The following is a 17466-nucleotide window of genomic DNA, read 5'->3' as shown; positions in this document are numbered from 1 at the left end:
CAACGAGTTGTTCTACATGGACAAAACCATGATGGTCTTTGGCGATGCCAAGAAAGTGATTGAAGAGATGGTGAAGGCAGTCGAATAAGATTGACGGCGTTTGCAAAAAAAGCCGCGTCGGGTAAAACCGGCGCGGCTTTTTTTGAGAGTTTTTCTGGATGTGTTAATGCTAAAGAATCTCTTAAAAAGAAACGTCAAGTATCGGCTACGGATTGGTTTGACGTACAGTTGAGCGACCTTCCACTTTCGCGTGGGCACACGTGCCCACCCTACGCGGTTTCCTCATAACGTAGGGTGGGCAGGTTTTTCTGCCCACGCGGACCACACTAAAATCATCTAGGCCCATGTCCCGCTACCGCCGTTCAAAAGCAGCAGGCAGTACATTTTTCTTCACGGTGGTGAGTTACCGTAGACAAGCGATTCTGTGTGACGAACTCATACGCGTTGCTTTGCGGGACAGTGTTAACGCGGTACGAAAAAAACGTCCGTTCACGATCGATGCTTGGGTGCTGTTACCGGATCATCTGCATTGCGTTTGGACATTGCCTGAAGGCGATTCTGATTTTTCGACGCGCTGGAGGATGATAAAACATGCAGTATCGACTACCTGTCGCGATGCATATCGGCGGCCTGAATGGCTAAGTCGAAGCAAGCACTCACATCGAGAATCAACTTTCTGGCAGAGGCGATTTTGGGAGCATCAAATCCGGGACGACAAGGATTTTGCCCGCCATCTCGACTATATCACATGAACCCGGTTAAACACGGTTATGTTCAACGCGTGATCGATTGGCCGTATTCGACCTTCCATCGTTACGTCAAACAAGGTTGGATGGCCGCCGACTGGGCCGGGGATGTCGAGGTGGATGCTCGGTACGAGTGATGGCAGTTACGCGTGGGCACGGGGTGCCCACGCAACATTTTTTGACGCCCAATTTAGCGCCGACCGAACATCATTTGCCGTGCCAGCAGGCGGCGCGCCGGCTTGACGACGTCAACCAGGCCCAGCGACAGGCCGAGCAGGGTTTGTGAGATGGCGCCGTCCGGCGCGCTGGCGAAGATGCGCGCCATGACGTTGGTCAAATGGATGGTGATGCTGCGGTCGGCTTTTCTGCCGGCGACGAACTGAAGCAGCGCGTCGGGCGAGATGTCGGTTGCCAGCAAGCGCGCCAGGATGACGGCATCGCGCAGGCCCAGGTTCAAGCCTTGCCCGGCGACCGGGTGCAGGGTTTGCGCGGCATTGCCGATCGCTACCGTTCTTGGCGAGGCGGCAGGGCGGGCATTCAGGCCGAGCGCAAAGCTGTTACGTTTGGATGTCTTGATAAAGCGTCCAAGCCGGCCGCCGAAGGCTTGCGCCAATGCCGCCAGGAATGCAGTATCGTCGAGCGCCAGCAACTGGCTGGCAGTCTCTGGCCGCACGCACCATACCATTGCGTAGTTGTTACCTTGGCTATCGTCCTGCGGCAGCAGCGCCAGCGGGCCTTCGTCGGTGAAGCGTTCAAACGCCCGGTGCGCCACCGGTGCGCTAGCCTGGACGTGGGCGACGATGCCGATCTGCTGGTAATCGCGCTGCAGCGATTTGCCCTGCTGGGCGTCAAACAGGCCGCCCTCGGCTTGCACCAGCAGTTTGCTGCGCAGGGAGCGGCCATCCGACAATTGCAGCGCCACATGGTCGTCATGCTCGTTGCTGGAACTTACCTGTGCCGGCCGCAGCAATTGCACATTGGCTAGTGCTGGCAAAGCCGCCAAGGCGCTGACCAAGCTGCCGTAGCGGGTGACGTAGCCGAGCGCCGGCAGTTGGAATTCATTGCGTTCGATTAAAGTGCGGCCGAAGTGGCTGCGGCGCGATACATGGATTTCGTGGATTGCGGTGGCGGCGATTGGCCAGGCTTGTATTTCCTGCAGAATCTGGCGGCTGCCATACGACAGGGCCAGCGAACGCGGGTCTTGTCTGGCCAGTTCTACGGTTTTGGCATCGATCAGTGCAATACGTTCTGCTGCAATGCCGCGCTTTACCAGTAATGCGGCCAGGCTAAGCCCGACCGGACCGGCGCCGCAGATGGCGATGTCGACGTCCGTCTGGTGATACGGATTGCCGATGTCACCCACGTTGCTCACCAGGCCGCTCATGGCAGTAAGCCCCAGTGGTACAACTGTGCTGCGGTGTCGGCGGCGGTAGTGTGGTGGATGGCATGCCATCCGAGTTCGCGCGCGGCATCGGCATTTTTCCGGACATCGTCGATAAATACGAGTTGCTCCGGTTCGGTGTCAGGATAGTGCAAGCGAATCCGTTCCAGCATCCTGGCGTAAATACGGGGATCGGGCTTGATCAGTTTTTCGCGGCCGGACATCAGCACATCCTTGAAACTATGCAGGAAGGGGTAGTTGTCCCAGGCGTAAGGGAAGGTTTCGGCGGACCAGTTGGTTAATGCAAAGAGCGGCACGCCGGTAGTTTCCAGTGCGTCAAAAATCGCGATGCCTTCGGCTATCGTGCCGCCGATCATTTCGGTCCAGCGCGCATGGAAGGCGGCGATCAGATGCGCATGTTCCGGGTACTTGGCACTCAGGGTGGAGATCGCTTCGCTGAATGGCCGGCCGCCATCCTGCTGGAGATCCCATTCGCTGTTGCAAACGTTGGCAAGGAACCACTGGCGTTCGGTTTCGTCGGCGATCAGTTGGCGGAACAGGTAATCCGGGTTCCAGTCGATGAGCACGCCGCCGAGATCGAAGACGACGATGGTGGGAGTTACGGTTTTCATGGTCCTCATCCTATCAGTGCGTGGCGCACGCCGTTTTGCCAAGACTCTGGAGGCGTCATTTGCGCATCAGTGCTTCAATCTCGGCGATTGCCGTCGGCACGTCGCTGGTCAGATTGCGGTTGCCGTCTGCGGTGACCAGAATGTCGTCTTCGATGCGGATGCCGATGTGCCAGAATTGTTCCGGCACGCCTTCGCCCGGACGCACATAAATCCCTGGCTCGACGGTAGTGACTATGCCCGGTTGCAGCTTGCGCCACGGCTTTTGTTCGCCTTCGGGCGCGGCCTCACCCGGTTCGCGATAGGCGCCGACGTCATGCACATCAAGTCCGATCCAATGGCCGGTGCTATGCATATAGAACTGGCGATAATCGCTATTGGCAATCACGTCATCCAAGGTGCCGACCTTGTTCTTGTTGAGCAGGCCGGTGTCGAGCATGCCTTGCGCCAGTATGCGCAGTGCGGCGTTGTGAGCATCGATGAAGCGCTGGCCGGGGCGGGTCGCGGCAATGGCTGCGTGTTGCGCTGCCAGCACGATTTCGTAGAGCGCTTTTTGCGCTCCGGAGAACACGCCGTTGGCCGGGAAGGTACGGGTGATGTCGGAAGCATAGCTTTCAAATTCGCAACCGGCATCGATCAAGATCAGATCGCCGTCTTTCAGCTCCGTATTGCCGGCGCGATAGTGCAGCACGCAGGCATTCGAGCCGGTGGCGACGATTGAGGTATAGGCGGGAGATTCGGCGCCGTTGCTGCGAAACTCGTGCAGGATTTCTGCTTCCAGATGGTATTCGCGCAAGCCAGGTCGTGCGATGCGCATGGCACGGCGATGGGCGGCGGCGGCAATTTGTCCAGAACGCTGCATGATCGCTTGTTCGCTGGCGTCTTTGAACAAGCGCATCTCGGCCAGCAACGGCTCCAGGCTGTGGATCGCGGCCGGCGCGCTGAGGCCAATGCGAGCCTGGCCAGCGAGCTTGTTGAGCCAGCCTTGCAATTGGTTGTCGCGGTTAGCTTGCTTGCCCAACGTATAGAAAATTGTCGGCATGTCGGCCAGCAGTTTCGGCATTTCGTTATCGATTGCATCGATGGCAAACGCTCCATCAAAGCCGAGCTGCGCACGCGCCGCCTCAGGCCCGAAGCGATAGCCATCCCAGATTTCCCGCTCCAGGTTTTTTTCGCGACAGAACAGAATCGATTTCGATTCATTCCCGGCGACCAGCACCAGCACCGCGTCCGGCTCGGTAAAGCCGGTCAGGTAATAGAAGCTGCTGTCGTGGCGATACGGGAAATCGGAATCAGCGTTGCGCGCCGCTTCCGGCGCGGTGGAGATGATGGCGACGCCGCCACCCATGGCCTGCATTTGTGCAATCAGTTTGCTGCGGCGTGTGCTGTAAGGAGTCATGCTGGCGTTCATTCCTAAGGTGTGTAGCAAGTTGTCGGGCGCCGTCTACAGCGGCGCGTTGAGTTGATCCAGGCGTTCGATGGTGCCGACGTCGGTCCAGGCGCCGCGATACACTTCACCGCCAAGCTGGCCGCGTGCAGCGTATTGGCGCATCAGCGTCACCAGTTTTTCCGGCTGGCCGGGACTGATTGCATCGAACATCGAGGGCCGAAAGACGCCGATGCCCGAGTAGGTATAAGTATGGCCGGTATGACGCTGGTTGCTGACCGAAAAACTATGCAGGCCAAAATCGCCCTCTGGGTGGTGCGCCGGGTTTTTCACCAGGTACAGCCAGGCCACGTCGCGCTTGTCGAGCGGGTAGGGCTGGCCCCACAGGTCGTTGTCTTCCAGCGTATTCTTGACCTGCTCGAAGTCGAAATGCGGGCAATAGACATCGCCGGCTATCGCCACGAAGGGGTCTTCGCCTAGCAGGTGGCGGGCGTTGGTAATGCCGCCGGCGGTTTCCAGTGCCACGCTTTCCGCCGAGTAGCGAATGGTGGCGCCATATTTGCTGCCGTCGCCTAAGGTCTCTTCAATCATGTGCCCCAGATGGGCATGGTTGATGACGATTTCGGTAATGCCAGCGCGCACCAGGTTGACGATGTGCCAGACGATCAGCGGCCGGCCGCGGACCTTCAGCAAAGGCTTCGGAATGGTGTCGGTCAGTGGGCGCATACGTTCGCCGCGACCAGCGGCAAATATCATTGCTTTCATGGGGCCTGGTTCCGCTTAGAAGGTATAACCGACTTGCACTGTCTTATCTTCCAGCTTATCGAGCAGGCGTACCAGCGGTATCAGTTCGCGGTAGCGCAAGGCTGTCTTGCGGACGTAATCCAACACCACCGGGATGTCATTTAAGTAGGCTTCTTTGCCGTCGCGATGATTCAGGCGCGCGAACAGGCCGAGTATCTTGAGGTGCCGCTGCAAGCCCATGTATTCGAAATCGCGATAGAACGTGTCGATATCCGGTGCGACCGGCAGTCCGGCGCGCTTGGCGCGTTCCCAGTAGCGGATCATCCAGTCCAGTACCTGAGCTTCGTCCCACTGGATGTAGACGTCGCGCAGCAGCGAGACGATGTCGTAGCTGATCGGGCCGTACAGAGCGCCCTGGAAATCCAACACACCGGGATTGCCGTCAGGCAGTACCATCAGGTTGCGTGAATGGTAATCGCGGTGGGTAAATACCTGCGGCTGCGCCAGATTGTTGGCGAGGATGGCGTCGAACACCTTGTTGAGATCGGCGCTTTGCTGGTCGCTGAGGGTCGCCTTGAGGTGCTTGCCCAGATACCATTCAGGAAATATTTGCAATTCTCGCAACAGGAAGGCGCGGTCGTATTCCGCCAGCACATCCGGTTGGCTCTTGGTTTGCAATAACACCAATGCGTCGATGGCTTCCATGTACAGCTTGTGTGCGCTGTCGACGCTGCTGCCTTCACTGCTGCCTTCGCTGCCGAGTTGCTGCAGGTAGGTGGTGCTGCCGAGATCGGATAGCAGCAGGAAGCCGCGCTCGACATCTTGCGCCAGCACTGTAGGCACCGATAAGCCGATGTTGCCAAACAGCGCGCCGATCTCGATGAAGGGGCGCACATCTTCCTGCGGCGGCGCATCCGTCACGATCAAAGTGCCGCCGGTCGCTGCATCGATTCTGAAATAACGGCGGAAACTGGCATCGGCGGAGGCTGGACGCAAGGTCGCGGTCAAGGTCGGGTGGTCACTGATGGTAGTTAGCCATTCGACAATCTGAGTCTGGCGCAGATCGGGTAAAACAGGGGCAGACAGTGATAAAGACATTAAGCAATCCAGTAAAACGGCTGTTGGCGGTGAGTTCCCATATAATAAGGGATTAATTTCAAAAAATCGCCTGCTATGGTGTTTGCCAAATTCATTTCATGAACCGGTCCTCCTCCGCGCTCCCCAAGCAATTCCCGTCACGTTCAGGGCAGTCTGCTTCAGGTCCTGCCGCGCCCCAATTGCCCGCATTGCGGCGAATGACCGTCTTGGTGGCGTCCATCGTGGCGGCGGCGTCGATGCCGATCTCGGTCTGGGCACAGGCCACCGATGCAACATTGCCGACGGCATCAACCACACCGCTCCCCGTTACCCAAACCAGCATCAAGCCGCCGCGCGTCGATGACAGCGATGCGCCTACCAATGTTGAAGCTGAACAAATGGCCGGTCGCCCTGATCGTCTGATCAATCTTGACAACGATGTCGAATTGCGGCGCGGCCAGACCGATGTGAAATCAAATAAAGCGACGTACCGGATCATCGAGAATGAGGTCGAGGCCCACGGTTGCGTGCGCATGAACCGTTACGGTGACAAATATACCGGCGATGATTTGCGTCTGAACATGGACTCCGGCCAGGGTTTCCTGACTAATCCGACTTACCATTTCCTATCCAATGACGGTCACGGCAGCGCCGATCACATCGATTTTGTCGATGAAGACAAGGCTTCGGTGATTAAAGGAACCTACACCACCTGCCCAGGCACCAAGCCGGACTGGTACATCAAATCGAGCAAACTGGATATCGATAGCGGCCTCGGTGAAGGGGTCGCGCATAACGGCATCCTGTATTTCAAGAGCGTGCCGATTCTGGGTGCGCCGAGCATGTCGTTCCTGCTCTCGAGTGAACGTCAGTCCGGCATTTTGCCGCCGATCGTCGGCAGTACCAACAATGGCGGCCTGGAGTTCAATCTCCCTTATTATTTCAATATCGCCCCTAATCGCGATCTGACGTTGTACCCGAACATCATCACGCAACGCGGCTTGCAACTGGGTGCCGATGCGCGCTACCTGGGCGCTGGTTACAGCGGTGAAACCAAGACCGAGTTCTTGCCGCATGACATGCTCACCAAGACCGACCGCTACGCGCTGCAGTCCATTCATACGCAGACACTGGCGCCCGGACTGACGATGGGCTGGAACGTCAATTTTGCATCGGATAACAATTATCCCGACGATTTTTCGCGTTCCATTACGCAAAGTTCGACACGTCTGCTGAACCGCGAATTCGATCTGAATTACAGCGGGTCTTTCTGGAGTGTGGCGGCGCTGGCCTCGCGTTATCAGGTGCTGCAGGATTTCAATTCCAGCGGGCTGCCCACGATTAGCCAGCCCTATGACCGCTTGCCGCAAATTACGCTGACCGCCGGTAAGCCGGATATTTATGGATTCGACTGGACCGTGAATGCGCAATATGCGCGCTTCTGGAACAGCCAGTACGATTTCCCGACAGCTACCGGCATCTCGCAGGCCAGCAGCACCCTGATGCCGCTCGGAGGCGAACGGATCTATATCAATCCGCAACTGTCTTATCCGATCATCCGTCCCGGCTATTTCATCACGCCAAAGATTCAGCTGGATGCGACTTCCTATAACATTACGCCAAACAAACTGGGCGTACCGAATGCGCCGACGGCACCAGGTACCTCGGTGTTGGCGAATGATTTCAGCCGGGTGCTGCCGACATTGTCACTCGATGCCGGCCTGACTTTTGAGCGCGATACGAACTTCTGGGGTAATCCACTTACCCAAACTCTGGAACCGCGTTTATTCTATGTGCGCACGCCGTACCGCGATCAGACGCAATATCCACTGTTCGACAGCGGCGTCGCCGATTTCAATTTCGCCCAGATTTTTACTGAAAATCGCCACACCGGCCACGACCGCATCAGCGATGCGAATCAACTGACGGTCGCATTGGTATCGCGTTTTATCCAGGAATCCGGCTTAGAGCGTTTGCGTCTCGGGATCGGTCAGCGTCTGTATTTTACCCAGCCGCGCGTGGCGCTGGGACCGACCGATACCATTACCACCAGTCGTTCCGATTTGTTGTTGTCGGCCGGCGGCCAGGTTACGCAGTCGCTGAGTTTGGACGATACCATCCAGTACAGTCAAAGCAACAACCAGTGGGTACGCGCGAGTTCGACTATCAAATGGCAGCCGGGCCCCAAGAAAGTGATCAATTTTTCTTATCAGCTGGACCATACGAACACTGACCCGCTTGACCCGGAAAACCGCTATCTGAAGCAGTTTGATCTGTCCGCGCAATGGCCGTTGTCGCGCCGCTGGTATGGCGTTGGCCGTGTCAGCTATTCCTCGCAGGAAAAAACAGTCGGACAAAGCCTGCTGGGACTCGAATATAAGGCCGATTGCTGGGTTTTTCGGGTAGTGGGCCAGCGCACGCCGACATCGTCAACCCGTACGACTACAGGTATATTTCTGCAACTTGAGTTGAATGGTTTGTCGAGTCTTGGATCTAATCCGCTGCAAGCGCTACGCAGTAGCGTTCCAGGTTATCAAAACATTAACCAGCCCGACTCATTCATTAGCCGTTGAACCCGTCATTTTCACTTATGAACGTTTTTCCAATTATGCGTAAAACCAATCAAACTCAACTCGCGGCAATCGTTTTTTCGTTGTTGTCGGCTAGCGCCACCGGCGCTTGGGCACAGGGTGCGGTGGCTCAGCCGACGCCGCCTTTGCTGGCGCCGACCAGTGCTGCTGCGCCGCTCAAGCCGAGCGCTGCCAGTGCTGCCGCTGCGCAGACCGTCGATGCCATCGCCGCGGTGGTCAATACCGACGTGATTACTCAACAAGAGTTGGCCTCGCGTATGCGTGACGTGGTACAACGCATGAAGGCGCAAAATATTGAACTACCGCCGGTGGCTGAGCTACAGAAGCAATTGCTGGAGCGCATGATCCTGGAGCGCGCAGAAGTGCAATTGGCGAAAGAGAACGGCATCGTTGTTGACGACGTCGTTCTGGATCGGGCGATCAGCCGCATTGCCGAGCAGAACAAGATGTCGATGGCCAATTTCCAGAGTCAACTGGAGCGTGACAATATCCCCTACCCATCTTTCTGCGAGGAAATTCGTCGCGAAATCTTGCTGCAACGCCTGCGTGAGCGCGAAGTCGACAACAAGATCCAGATTTCAGATTCTGAGGTTGATAATTATCTGGCTGCCGAAGCCAGCAACAAGCAAGCAGCCCAGGAACTTGATCTGACACAAATCCTGATTCAGGTGCCGGAGAACGCCAGCGCTGCCCAGATTGCCCAGCGCGCCAAACGCGCCGAGGAAGCCATGCAGCAAATCAAGTCAGGCGGAAATTTCGCCTCCATCGCTGCTGCTTATTCAGATTCCAGCGATGCGCTGACCGGCGGTGATATGGGGTGGCGGCCGCAGGATCGTCTGCCATCGTTGTTTGTCGAAGCGGTGGCCAATCTGAGCCCAGGCCAGGTATCGCCGATTATCAAGAGTGCTAACGGTTTTCATATCATCAAGCTGGTCAATAAGCGCGCAGCTGCCGCCGCACCGACCGACACCGCCGCCGCAGCGATTCAGCAGATTCATGTACGTCATATTCTGATCAAGGTGACGCCAACCGTGACAGCTGCCGATGCACGTCGTCGCCTGCTTGACTTGAAGGAACGGATAGACAACAACGCAGCAAAGTTCGACGATCTGGCCAAGCAATATTCGAACGATCTCTCCGCATCCAAAGGCGGCGATCTCGGTTGGGTTTATGCCGGCGATACGGTGCCGGAGTTCGAACGCGCCATGGATGCGTTGAAACCTGGTCAAATCAGTGAGCCGATCGAAACACCGTTCGGCTATCACCTGATTCAAGTGCTTGAGCGCAAGACCAATGATGTCTCGAAAGAACGCCAGCGCCTTGCTGCGCGGATTGCAATTCGCGAACGCAAGACCGAAGAGGCCACTAACGAATGGTTGCGCCAGCTGCGCGACAGCACGTATGTGGAATATCGCAACGATGATCGCTGATTGCTTGTGTTGCAGTGGTTGCAGTGCTTGCAAGGCGTGATTGAGCCGCTATCGGGGATGAGCAATGTCTGAGCACTTTGCAAGCGCTGCTGCTGCTGCGCGGTCCCGGCCGATACTAGCGGTCACATGCGGTGAGCCGGCCGGTATCGGTCCGGAAGTATCGATCCGTGCAGCATGGGAACGTCGCGCCGATATCAACAGCGTGTTGATTGGCGATGCGGCTTTTCTGGCCATGATCGCCGCCGAGATCGACCCGCAAATTCGTTTGGTGGCGTTGTCGCAGCAAGCGCTGCGTAACAATGGCTTGCCGAATTTTGGCCCTGACCGGGTGGCCGTGATTGACTGTCAATTGGATGCGCATGTGCGTCCCGGGCAGCTCGATGCACTTAACGGCCGGGCGCTATTGCGCACTCTCGATCTCGCCATAGATGGCGCGCTGCAAGGAGTTTTCGACGGCGTCGTTACCGCACCGCTGCAGAAAAGCACCATCAACGACGCCGGCGTGCCGTTCACCGGCCACACCGAATACCTGGCGCAACGTAGCGCTACCCCGCAAGTGGTGATGATGCTGGCAACCTACAGGACAACGCCGCCGTTGCGCGTTGCGCTGGCGACCACGCATCTGGCATTGAAGGACGTACCCGCGGCCATCAGTTTTGATGGCCTGAGCCGCACTATCGATATCCTGCACGTCGATCTGCAAAAAAAATTCGGCCTGAAGCAGCCGCGCATCCTGGTCACCGGCTTGAACCCGCACGCAGGCGAAGGCGGTTATCTGGGCCGCGAAGAAATTGACGTTATCACGCCGGTGCTGGACGCCGCCAAGGCAAGGGGCATTGCCGTCAGCGGGCCATATCCCGCCGACACCTTATTCCAGCAAAAATATCTGGCCGATGCCGATTGCGTGTTGGCCATGTATCACGATCAGGGTTTGCCGGTGCTGAAATACGCCAGCTTCGGCCACGGTATCAACATAACGCTGGGCCTGCCGTTTATCCGTACCTCAGTGGACCACGGCACCGCCCTTGACCTGGCTGCCGCGGGATTGGGCCGGGCCGACCACGGCAGCATGCTGGCCGCACTCGACAGCGCGGCGCAGATGGTGCTGGCGGGCAGACGCGGCTGGCTTTAATTTGAATTTTCGAGATCGGATCAGAGTAATTTTCGCAGCAGGCCGCGAAAAAAGCTGCCCAAATTTCACTGCATGGTGCGTAGTGAGCAGTGGGCGGGCCCGCTATTTCTGCATAATGAGTGGCGCCGAGCAGCGATAGCATTCGCCGCCAAAAATGCAATAAGTAATGATTCCGAAAACCTGATCAACAAAAATTTCGGACAATAGATTTTAAAGAAAAAATGACGAAACACATCGCTCGCAAACGCTTCGGCCAGAATTTCCTGACGGACGACACCGTCCTCTTCAACATCATCAGTGCGATTGATCCGCAAGCCGATGACAACATGGTCGAAATCGGCCCAGGTCTGGCTGCCATGACACGCCTGTTGCTGGAATCGCTCAAGCAATTGCATGTCGTCGAGCTAGACCGCGACCTGGTCGCGCGGCTGCAAAAAAACTTTGATCCAGCACGGCTGCATGTCCATTCCGCCGACGCACTCAAGTTTGATTTTAGTAGCATCGCGCTGGCCGGCGACAAGAAATTGCGGGTGGTAGGCAACCTGCCATACAACATCTCCAGCCCGTTGCTGTTTCACCTGACCGAGATTGCGCCGCAGGTACAGGACCAGCATTTCATGTTGCAAAAAGAAGTCGTCGAGCGCATGGTTGCGCAGCCCGGCAGCAAAGCCTTTGGAAGGCTATCCGTCATGCTGCAATGGCGCTACCACATGGAGTTGCTGTTTGTTGTGCCGCCAACCGCATTCGATCCGCCGCCGCGGGTTGAGTCGGCGATTGTGCGGATGATTCCGATTGCCCAGCCGCTGGCATGCGATCAACTGACGCTGGAGGCGGTGGTGTTGAAAGCGTTCAGCCAGCGCCGCAAGGTGATCCGCAATTGCCTGGCCGGCATGTTCAGCGAGAGCCAATTGATCGATGCCGGCGTCGATCCGCAGGCGCGGCCGGAAGCGCTGCCGATGGAGCGTTTCGTAGCGCTGGCGAACGCCTGGTCCGCCAACGTATAAACCGCTGCGGCAGGGTTATAACTTCTGGCTGGCGCCATTCCCGGCTTTGCGTTCAATCAGCTCGATCTTGTAGCCGTCCGGGTCCTGGACAAATGCGATGACGGTGCTGCCACCTTTGACCGGGCCAGCTTCACGCGTCACGTTGCCGCCCTGTGCCTTGACATCGGCACAGGCTTTGTAGGCATCCGCCACCGCCACCGCCAAATGCCCGAAAGCGGTGCCTTGCTCATAGTTTTCGACGCCGTAGTTATAGGTCAGTTCAAGTTCTGCATGATCCGGATTGCTGCCGTAGCCGACGAAGGCCAGCGTGTACTTGTATTCAGGATTGTCATTGGTACGCAGCAGTTTCATGCCGAGCACCTTGGTGTAGAAATCGATAGAACGTTGCAGGTTGCCGCCGCGCAGCATGGTATGGAGGATACGTATATTTTTCTCTAAAGTTGGGAAGGGTAATGTGTGGGCAATACTGTGCTGAGCGACATCGCCAAGCGAAATTGCGACTTCTTGCGACTCCTTGCAGCTCGCCGTGGCGCATCGCATTCGTAAATTCAGATCGACAATCCATGTCATGAATCTAAACCATCAATCGACGCTACGAATCCACGCAGTCAGCCTGGTGCGTTATCTTACATCGTGTTGGCAATATTGGCTGTACATCGTCGGGCAGCAAAGCCGTCAGGCATTTGCTAAAAAACCGACAGTGTTTCCTGCGCGCTGTCGCGCAAGGTTTTACGGGCCGTCTCAAATTCAGGGAAGATGGATTGTACGGTGGCCCAGAAGCGTGGGCTATGGTTCATTTCGCGCAGGTGTGACAGTTCGTGGGCGATGACGTAGTCGATCAGCGGCAGGGCAAAATGCATCAACCGCCAGTTCAGCCGGATCTTGCCGTCGGAGGTGCAGGAGCCCCATTGGGTAGTGGCCGACGACAACGCAAACGATTTATAGGTCACGCCGAGTTTTTCCGCATACAGCGGCAGGCGTTCGCTGAATACGCGCTTGGCTTCCAGTTGCAGCCAGCCCAACACCCGGTCCTTCAATTGCTGTTCGGCGGCATCAGCCGGCAGGCAGACGATGAGCTGGTTTGCCGCCTCATCAAAGTGAATTCCGGCGCGTTGGGTGGCATGGATGCGCAAGGTGATGCTGCGGCCGAGGTAGGGCAGGGTTGCGCCGTCTCGCCATTGCATTTGCGGCTGCATGCGGCGGGTTGAGCGCTCGCGGTATTGGCCCAGTTTGGTTAATATCCAGCGTTTTTTTTCACGGATGGCGAGCTCGATATCGTTCAGCGTGACCCATTTGGGGGCGGTGACACGCAAGCCATCATCGCTGATCACAAAGCCGATGGAGCGCCGTTTAGAGCGCAACAGAGTGTAATCGAGCACATGTTCGCCAATCTGCAGGCGGCGTTTCCCCGGTGCCAACGCGGTTGGTACTTCTGCTTGCGGGCTTTGCTGAATTGCCGGCGGATGCAGATCCGGCGGGGCAGGCTGCAAATCAGCGCCGGGTGTCAACAGCGTCCGCTCGTCGACAAAGAAATCCAGTTGCAACGCCAGTTGCTGCGGCAACTCTCCCTGGGGCCGACCATCTGGCCCGAGGCGAGGTTGCGGAGGCTTTTGATGCAATAGTTTCAATGGCGGCTGGATTCAGATGAATATTACTTTTTATAAACATGCGGTGAAATAACCCGCATTTCCGATTCTATCCAATTTTCCACCTTGGCCATCAATTCGCTGCTATCCAGGTTTTCCGGGTAAATCGGCTTGCCGATCGAGACCGTGATGAGTCCGGGTTGCTTGATGAAGGCATTCTTTGGCCAGCACTCGCCCGCATTCTGCGCGATTGGCACCACCGGGGTGTTGGTTTCGACAGCGAGGCGGGTCCCGCCGTTCTTGTATTTTCCGCTCTGGCCTACCGGAATGCGGGTGCCTTCCGGGAACATGATGATCCACTGGCCGTCTGCCAGCCGCTTGCGACCTTGCACCGCCACTTGCGCAAAGGCGTCGCGGCCGTTGCTGCGATCAATCGGAATCATACGCAGCAGAGCGATGCCCCAGCCAAAAAACGGAATGTAGGTGAGTGATTTCTTGAACACGAACACCAGCGGGCGCGGGGTCATCGGTAATAGAAAAATCGTTTCCCAGGCCGACTGATGCTTGCTCAGTACAATCGCTGGCGTATCAGGAAAATTCTCCATGCCCTTGACCTGATAGCGAATGCCGCAGATGACTTTGGCCATCCAGATCACCGCCACGTTCCAGCGCGAAGTCAGGTAATAACGGCGCGCGTATGGGAACGGTGCAAACAGGATGCATGCCAACGACCAGACCACAGTCAGGACCGTCATTAACAGGAAGAACAGCAACGAACGCAGAAACAGGAAAAAACGTGACATTCAGGCTCCAGATAATTCTAAACATATCAGAACCTGGTCATCGCTGCGTTGGCGGCAGATGCAGGTTGCTGATAAAAAGGGGTTCCCGCGTGCGCGGGAATGACGTTGAGAGAGTGATCCATGATCTTCCCGGCGCGCTCAACTCAACTCCAGAAAACCAAGGCGACTAAACCAACGCGACTAAACCAACGCGACTAAACCAACGCGACTAAACCAACGCGACTAAATCAAGGCGACTAAATCAAGGCGACTAAATCAAGGCGATCAAACCGATAATTCCACCGGTTTCCTCAATAAAAAATCAACTACCGCGGCCAGGTCAGGATAGACCAGCGTACTAGGTGGCAGGCCGCCCTTTTCGCGGGTCTTTTCACCTTTGCCGGTCAGTACCAGATACGGCGCACAACCTGCGATAAAGCCAGCCTGCAGGTCGCGCAGGGAATCGCCGGCGGTCGCTACGCCGCCACGCAGGCTGAGATCGAAACGCTTGCCGATATCGTGGAACATGCCGGGCTTGGGTTTGCGGCAATCGCAACTGTCGTCGGCGGCATGTGGGCAAAAGAAGATCGCATCGATTTCTGCACCGACCTGCTGGGCGGCATCATGCATTTTTTGATGGATCGCTATCATCGTCGGCATATCGAACAGTCCGCGTGCAATGCCCGATTGGTTGGTTGCTACCACTACCCGGTATCCGGCCTGATTGAGGCGCGCGATAGCCTCCAGAGAACCCTTGATTGGCACCCATTCATCAGGAGATTTGATGAAGGCGTCGGAATCCTGGTTGATGACGCCGTCGCGGTCGAGGATGATCAGTTTCATAAGGGTTCGCGATACGGTTATGCGGCCAGCTTGGAAATGTCGGCGACCTGATTCAGCATCACGTGCAGGTTCGACAGCAACGCCAGGCGGTTGTTACGCAACTGCTCGTCGCCCGCCATCACCATGACGTCATTGAAGAAGCCGTCGACGTTTTGCCGCAGCTGCGCCAGGGCTTTCAATGCAGTGCTGAAATCGCCGTTGGCAAATGCCGCATCGACATCTGGCTTGATGGCATTCATCGCTGCAAACAATGCTTGTTCGGCATTGTCGCGCAGCAGTTCGGTGCTCACCGTGCTACCGGCGCCTTCAGTTTTCTTCAGGATGTTGGTGATGCGCTTGTTGGCGGCTGCCAGTGCTTCGGCTTCCGGCAGCGCGGCAAATGCTTGCACCGCATCAAGGCGTTCGATGATGTTATCGAGACGGTCCGGTTGCTGTGCAACCACCGCTTCGATTTCGTTCTGCGCATAACCGCGCTCGCGCAGCAATCCGCGCAGGCGGTCATACAGGAACGGCAATACATCGCTGCCCGGATCCTTGAAGTTGGGATTACCGGCGAATTGCCGGGCGGCGTTCGCCAGCAACTGCGACAGCGCCACCGGCAGGCGTTTTTCCAGCAGCATGCGCAGGATGCCCAACGCATGGCGGCGCAGCGCAAACGGGTCCTTGTCGCCGGTCGGCTGCAGGCCGATGCCCCAGATGCCGATCAGGGTTTCCAGTTTGTCAGCCAGCGCCACCGCGGTGCCGGTGCCGGTAGCCGGCAAGGCATCGCCGGCGAAGCGCGGCTGGTAATGTTCTGAGACGGCTTGCGCGACTTCATCGGCTTCGCCATCGTGACGCGCGTAATAGTTGCCCATGATGCCTTGCAACTCAGGGAACTCACCGACCATGTCAGTCAATAGATCAGCCTTGGCCAACAGGGCGCCGCGTTCGGCCAGCGCAACGTCGCCGCCGAGCAGCTTGGCGATGACCACCGCCAATGCCTTGACGCGTTCGGTACGCTGCAACTGGTCGCCGAGTTTGTTGTGATAGACCACGTTGGCCAGCAGCGGCACGCGCTCAGCCAACTTCTTTTTCTTGTCTTGTTCAAAGAAAAATTTAGCGTCCGACAGGCGCGGGCGCACCACGCGCTCGTTGCCTTCGATGATGTATTGTCGCGCGTCGGTGGCCAGGTTGGACACGATCAGAAAGCGCGAGCGCAACTTGCCGGCGTTGTCGGTCAACGCAAAATATTTCTGGTTGGTCTGCATCGTCAGGATCAGACATTCCTGCGGTACGCTGAGGAATTCGTCTTCGAATTTACAGGTGTACACCACCGGCCATTCGACCAGCGCGGCGACTTCATCGAGCAGCGCTTCGGGCATCAATACCTGGTCGGCGGCGGTTTCCAGCAGTGCGCCACGGATCTTTTCCTTGCGCTCGGTGAAACTGGCGATAACCTTGCCGGCATCAGCCAGCGTCGCCGCATAGCTGTCGGCATCGGTAATCGCGATTTCGCCTTGTGACAGGAAACGATGGCCCTCAGTGAGGCGATCGGCATCCAGTCCGAGCAAGGTGAGCGGCAAGATGTGTTCGCCATGCAGCGCCAGCAGGCGGTGCGCCGGGCGCACAAAGCGCACGGTCTGGCCGGCCGCGTGACCATGCTGACGTTGGTAACTCATGACCTTGGGGATCGGCAGCATGGCAACGGTATCTTCCAGTACCGTCTGCAGGCCGTGTTGCAGCGCCACGCCTTTGGCAGTGTAGCGATAGAACAGGCTCTCATTTTTACCGTCGGCTGCACGTTCCAGGTCGCTCGGGGTGATCACCGCAGCGCCGGTTTGTGCTGCCAGTGCCGCCAGTTTCTTCACCAGCGGCGCAGTTGCCTTGCCTTCAGCATCCAGTGCTACTGAGACCGGCAGCACTTTTTCGCGCATGGTCTTGTCGGGCGAGGTGGCGCGCACATTGCTGATGGCAACGGCCAGGCGGCGCGGGGTGGCAAATGCGGTGGCGAGTGCGCCGTCATCGAGGAAGTCGTGCGCTTTCAAGCCGCTGAAAATAGCGCTGGCAAAGGCGTCGCCGAGTTTTGCCAGCGCTTTCGGCGGCAGTTCTTCAGTGAAAATTTCGATTAACAGGGTCTGACTCAAAAGCATCTCCT

General features: G+C 57.2%; 16 protein-coding genes. 6 read left to right on the top strand and 10 right to left on the bottom strand.

The features are described 5' to 3' along the window. The first annotated feature begins 344 nt into the window (after positions 1 to 344). Both ACIQ0R_RS00790 and ACIQ0R_RS00785 read left to right on the top strand, forming a co-directional pair. Entirely contained in the window at positions 345 to 752 is a 408-nt protein-coding gene (locus ACIQ0R_RS00790) for an REP-associated tyrosine transposase (protein ID WP_395822714.1), read from the top strand. Next, positions 749 to 883: a hypothetical protein gene (locus ACIQ0R_RS00785; protein ID WP_395822712.1), complete on the top strand. Its 135-nt coding sequence runs from the start codon at positions 749 to 751 to the stop codon at positions 881 to 883. The genes ACIQ0R_RS00790 and ACIQ0R_RS00785 overlap by 4 nt, the downstream gene beginning before the upstream one ends. A 53-nt stretch (positions 884 to 936) precedes the next feature. On the opposite strand, the gene ACIQ0R_RS00780 is transcribed toward ACIQ0R_RS00785, so the two are convergent. Genes ACIQ0R_RS00780 through ACIQ0R_RS00760 form a run of 5 tightly spaced genes read right to left on the bottom strand, consistent with a single transcriptional unit; the run spans position 937 to position 5985 of the window. Next, positions 937 to 2130: a UbiH/UbiF/VisC/COQ6 family ubiquinone biosynthesis hydroxylase gene (locus tag ACIQ0R_RS00780; RefSeq protein WP_395822710.1), complete on the bottom strand. Its 1194-nt coding sequence runs from the start codon at positions 2128 to 2130 to the stop codon at positions 937 to 939. Continuing rightward, positions 2127 to 2759: an HAD family hydrolase gene (locus ACIQ0R_RS00775; RefSeq protein ID WP_395822708.1), complete on the bottom strand. Its 633-nt coding sequence runs from the start codon at positions 2757 to 2759 to the stop codon at positions 2127 to 2129. Before ACIQ0R_RS00775 ends, ACIQ0R_RS00780 begins: the two co-directional genes overlap by 4 nt. A 55-nt stretch (positions 2760 to 2814) precedes the next feature. Next, complete coding sequence (pepP, locus tag ACIQ0R_RS00770; RefSeq protein ID WP_395822726.1) at positions 2815 to 4167, bottom strand: Xaa-Pro aminopeptidase; 1353 nt, start codon at positions 4165 to 4167, stop codon at positions 2815 to 2817. Between the two features lie 33 nt (positions 4168 to 4200). After that, positions 4201 to 4908, bottom strand: a complete 708-nt coding sequence (gene murU, locus ACIQ0R_RS00765; protein ID WP_395822706.1) for an N-acetylmuramate alpha-1-phosphate uridylyltransferase MurU — start codon at positions 4906 to 4908, stop codon at positions 4201 to 4203. 15 nt (positions 4909 to 4923) lie between these two features. Then, the gene (locus ACIQ0R_RS00760; protein WP_395822704.1) at positions 4924 to 5985 is read right to left on the bottom strand and encodes an aminoglycoside phosphotransferase family protein; all 1062 of its coding nucleotides are present in this window, start codon (positions 5983 to 5985) and stop codon (positions 4924 to 4926) included. Positions 5986 to 6182: 197 nt separating this feature from the next. Here ACIQ0R_RS00760 and ACIQ0R_RS00755 point away from each other — a divergent pair, with 197 nt between their 5' ends. The 4 genes from ACIQ0R_RS00755 to rsmA all read left to right on the top strand — a co-directional run bounded on the left by ACIQ0R_RS00755 (position 6183) and on the right by rsmA (position 12121). Continuing rightward, entirely contained in the window at positions 6183 to 8537 is a 2355-nt protein-coding gene (locus tag ACIQ0R_RS00755; protein WP_395822702.1) for an LPS-assembly protein LptD, read from the top strand. 35 nt (positions 8538 to 8572) lie between these two features. Continuing rightward, entirely contained in the window at positions 8573 to 9985 is a 1413-nt protein-coding gene (locus ACIQ0R_RS00750) for a peptidylprolyl isomerase (RefSeq protein ID WP_395822700.1), read from the top strand. A 64-nt stretch (positions 9986 to 10049) separates the two neighbouring features. Then, complete coding sequence (pdxA, locus tag ACIQ0R_RS00745; RefSeq protein ID WP_395822698.1) at positions 10050 to 11117, top strand: 4-hydroxythreonine-4-phosphate dehydrogenase PdxA; 1068 nt, start codon at positions 10050 to 10052, stop codon at positions 11115 to 11117. Positions 11118 to 11338: 221 nt separating this feature from the next. After that, positions 11339 to 12121, top strand: a complete 783-nt coding sequence (gene rsmA, locus ACIQ0R_RS00740; RefSeq protein ID WP_395822696.1) for a 16S rRNA (adenine(1518)-N(6)/adenine(1519)-N(6))-dimethyltransferase RsmA — start codon at positions 11339 to 11341, stop codon at positions 12119 to 12121. A 15-nt stretch (positions 12122 to 12136) separates the two neighbouring features. Here the strand turns inward: rsmA and gloA are convergent, their stop codons facing one another. The 5 genes from gloA to glyS all read right to left on the bottom strand — a co-directional run bounded on the left by gloA (position 12137) and on the right by glyS (position 17455). Next, positions 12137 to 12547, bottom strand: a complete 411-nt coding sequence (gene gloA, locus ACIQ0R_RS00735) for a lactoylglutathione lyase (protein ID WP_395822724.1) — start codon at positions 12545 to 12547, stop codon at positions 12137 to 12139. Between the two features lie 260 nt (positions 12548 to 12807). Beyond that, positions 12808 to 13683: a M48 family metallopeptidase gene (locus ACIQ0R_RS00730; RefSeq protein ID WP_395822722.1), complete on the bottom strand. Its 876-nt coding sequence runs from the start codon at positions 13681 to 13683 to the stop codon at positions 12808 to 12810. 89 nt (positions 13684 to 13772) lie between these two features. Then, positions 13773 to 14510, bottom strand: coding sequence for a lysophospholipid acyltransferase family protein (locus ACIQ0R_RS00725; RefSeq protein WP_395822694.1), 738 nt, complete (start codon positions 14508 to 14510; stop codon positions 13773 to 13775). A 264-nt stretch (positions 14511 to 14774) separates the two neighbouring features. Beyond that, positions 14775 to 15332, bottom strand: a complete 558-nt coding sequence (gene gmhB / locus ACIQ0R_RS00720) for a D-glycero-beta-D-manno-heptose 1,7-bisphosphate 7-phosphatase (RefSeq protein WP_395822692.1) — start codon at positions 15330 to 15332, stop codon at positions 14775 to 14777. A gap of 17 nt (positions 15333 to 15349) precedes the next feature. Continuing rightward, complete coding sequence (glyS, locus tag ACIQ0R_RS00715; RefSeq protein WP_395822690.1) at positions 15350 to 17455, bottom strand: glycine--tRNA ligase subunit beta; 2106 nt, start codon at positions 17453 to 17455, stop codon at positions 15350 to 15352. Positions 17456 to 17466: the final 11 nt, after the last annotated feature.

Source organism: Collimonas sp., from assembly GCF_044339385.1.
Classification (GTDB): Bacteria; Pseudomonadota; Gammaproteobacteria; order Burkholderiales; family Burkholderiaceae_D; genus Collimonas.
The sequence above is the reverse complement of the archived record's forward strand: the minus strand, read 5'-3'. Positions and strand labels throughout refer to the sequence as shown.